2 protein-coding genes are annotated in these 3,022 nt (G+C 63.1%); both read left to right on the top strand.

Going from position 1 to position 3,022, the window contains the following annotated elements; translation table 11 throughout:
• Window positions 1-143 precede the first annotated feature (143 nt).
• Entirely contained in the window at window positions 144-965 is an 822-nt protein-coding gene (locus A5733_RS22565) for a GAP family protein (RefSeq protein ID WP_076241733.1), read from the top strand.
• Window positions 966-1,050: 85 nt separating this feature from the next.
• On the top strand, window positions 1,051-2,994 hold the full coding sequence (gene htpG / locus A5733_RS22570; RefSeq protein WP_076241734.1) for a molecular chaperone HtpG: 1,944 nt from the start codon (window positions 1,051-1,053) through the stop codon (window positions 2,992-2,994).
• Window positions 2,995-3,022: the final 28 nt, after the last annotated feature.

The following is a 3,022-nucleotide window of genomic DNA, read 5'->3' on the forward strand; positions in this document are numbered from 1 at the left end:
TCCGACCGGGATACGACCTCCACCGGATAGACGCGTGCGTATCGCGCGTTGATCGCGCAACACACCGGTGTTGATGCTGAAAATTGCCCGGAAAATCGCCGAGAATCCACACAGCAAATAGCTGACGGGGTAGCATTTCGGCCATGTGGGGGTCGTTGGCCGTACTGGCACTCTTGACGACGATCAATCCTGTGCGCCTCGGACTCATCCTTCTCGTCTTGTCCAGGCCTCGGCCGATGACGAACCTGCTCGCCTACTGGACCGGCGCCCTCGCGGTGGGGATGGCGACCCTGCTCATCCCGCTGATCATCCTGCACGCCGCGCCGTCGTCGGCCTCGTTCGCCGACAAGTTCGCCGACCCCACGTCGAGTCCGGCCGCCCAACGGAGCACCCTCGGCACGGGTGCCCTCCTGCTGTTGATCGCCGTCGCGATCGGCGTGCACGCTCTGGTGCGGTCGCGAACTCCGGAACCCAGTGTCGTCGGCGCGGCCGGGGAATCGGATGGCACGACCAAAACCTCGACGATGCTGATGGATTCCTCGATCCCGCCGGCGCTCAGGCGCTTCCTGCACCCGGCGCCCGAGGACGGGGCCGAGGGTGCATCGAAGGTACGGCGAGTCCTCGCCAGGGCCCGCTCGGCATGGCGGGACGGCTCGCCGTGGATATCCTTTTTCATCGGCGTCTGGTTTCTTCCCCCGCTGGACGGAGTTTTCTTCGCCCTCGGCATCGTCATCGCCTCGGGAGCGTCCACCGGAGTTCAGGTCATAGCGCTCGTCGCATTCGTCTTCGGCGTACTCACCGTGGAGGAGATCATCCTGGTCAGCAACCTCTTCGCGCCACAACGCACGCAGGCGGTGTTGCGCAGGGTCCACGACTGGGCGCACGTCCACCGGCGCAAATTCGTCGCCGCCATCCTGACCGTCGTCGGACTTTCACTGGTCGCCCGCGGCCTGGGTGGCCTCTGACCAGATTCTGGAGCTGTCCGGTCGACCCGGTCGGTATCATCTTCGCGGCATCAGTAACGAACGTTGTTCTCCTGGGGCGGATCACATGTGCGCACACGTCGAACGGATGGAATTTCAAGCGGAGGCCCGGCAGCTGTTGGAGCTGCTGGTGCATTCGGTCTACTCACATAAGGACTCATTTCTTCGGGAGCTGATCTCGAACGCATCCGACGCACTGGACAAGTTGCGCCTCGAAACGATGCGCAACAAGGACCTCGACGTCGACGCCTCGGACCTTCACATCGAGATCGAAGTCGGTCATGACCCACGTACGCTCACGGTCCGCGACAACGGCATCGGCATGACCCACGACGAGGTCGTCGACCTGATCGGCACACTGGCCAAGTCCGGGACCGGCGAGCTGCGCCAACGGCTGCGTGAGAGCAAGAAGGCGGCCGATTCCGAGGAATTGATCGGCCAGTTCGGTGTGGGCTTCTACTCGACGTTCATGGTGGCCGACGAGGTCGAGCTGCTCACCCGCAAGGCCGGCGAAAGCGGTGCCACCCGTTGGGTGTCCAGCGGTGACGGCACCTACACGATCGAGTCCGTCGACGACGCCGCGCAGGGCACCTCGGTCCTCCTGCGCCTCAAGCCGGAGGACGTCGAGGACCAGCTACCCGACTACACCGCCGAGTGGAAGATCCGGGAGCTCGTCAAGAAATACTCGGACTTCATCGCCTGGCCGGTCCGGATGCAGGTCGAGCGCACCACCCCGGCCCCCGAAGAAGGTGGCGAGCACACCGTCACCGTCGAGACCCAGACGCTCAACTCCGGCAAGGCTTTGTGGGCCAGACCGAAAGACGAGGTCTCCGACGAGGAGTACCGGGAGTTCTACAAGCACATCGCCCACGCCTGGGACGACCCGCTCGAAATCATCACGATGAAGGGCGAGGGCACCTTCGAATACCAAGCGTTGTTGTTCATTCCCTCGCACGCTCCATTCGACCTGTTCACCCGGGATGCCAAAACCGGCGTGCAGCTCTACGTCAAACGGGTCTTCATCATGGGCGACTGTGACGAGCTGATCCCGAGTTACCTGCGTTTCGTCAAGGGCGTGGTCGATGCCCAAGACATGTCGCTCAATGTCTCCCGTGAGATCCTGCAACAAGATCGGCACATCACCGTCATCCGACGACGACTGACCAAGAAGGTCCTCTCGACGATCGGTGAGCTGCAGACCGCGCGGCCCGACGACTACCGCACGTTCTGGACGCAGTTCGGTGCCGTCCTCAAAGAAGGCCTGGTGAACGATACCGACAACCAGGACACTCTCCTTCGGATCTCGTCCTTCGCCTCGACCCAGACCGCCGACGACCCGACCACGTTGGCCGCATACGTCGAGAGGATGAAGGACGGGCAGACGCAGATCTTCTACGCCACCGGGCCGTCGCGTGACCAACTGCTGAAATCGCCGCACCTCGAAGCATTCAAGGCCCGGGGTTACGAGGTGCTGTTGCTCACCGACCCGGTCGACGAGGTCTGGGTGGGTTCCGTGCGGGAATTCGACGGTAAGCCACTGCAATCGGTGGCCAAAGGCGAGGTGGACCTCGACTCCGATGACGAGAAGGCGACGAAGGAAGCGCAGCGGGAAGAGCAGGAGCGCGATTTCTCCGATCTGCTCTCCTGGCTGCAAGAGACCTTGAGCGACCACGTCTCCGAAGTCCGGTTGTCCACCCGGCTGACCGAATCGCCGGCCTGCCTGATCACCCCGAGTTTCGGAATCACTCCGGCGCTGGCACGCATGTACCGGGCGTCCGGACAAGATGTCCCGATCGGGAAACGGATTCTGGAGATCAATGCCGGGCATCCACTCATCACCGCTGTGCATCAGGCATACAAGAACCGCGGCGACGATTCCGCAGCCACCGCACAGCTCGGCGAGACAGCCGAATTGCTTTACGGGACAGCACTTCTCTCCGAAGGTGGGGAACTCGACGATCCGGCGAAGTTCGCAGCGCTGCTCGCCGACCGGCTGGCCCGCACAGTATGAACCGACAGCGTTACCCGGACGGCTGCCC

The sequence above is a fragment of the Mycobacterium sp. NS-7484 genome (assembly GCF_001953975.1).
In the GTDB taxonomy this organism is placed as follows: Bacteria; Actinomycetota; Actinomycetes; order Mycobacteriales; family Mycobacteriaceae; genus Mycobacterium.

Excerpts from the sequence above, each read along its gene's own strand:
- A5733_RS22565 (WP_076241733.1), top strand. The coding sequence starts at position 144 with ATGTGGGGGTCGTTGGCCGTACTGGCACTCTTGACGACGATCAATCCT.
- htpG (WP_076241734.1), top strand. The coding sequence starts at position 1,051 with ATGTGCGCACACGTCGAACGGATGGAATTTCAAGCGGAGGCCCGGCAG.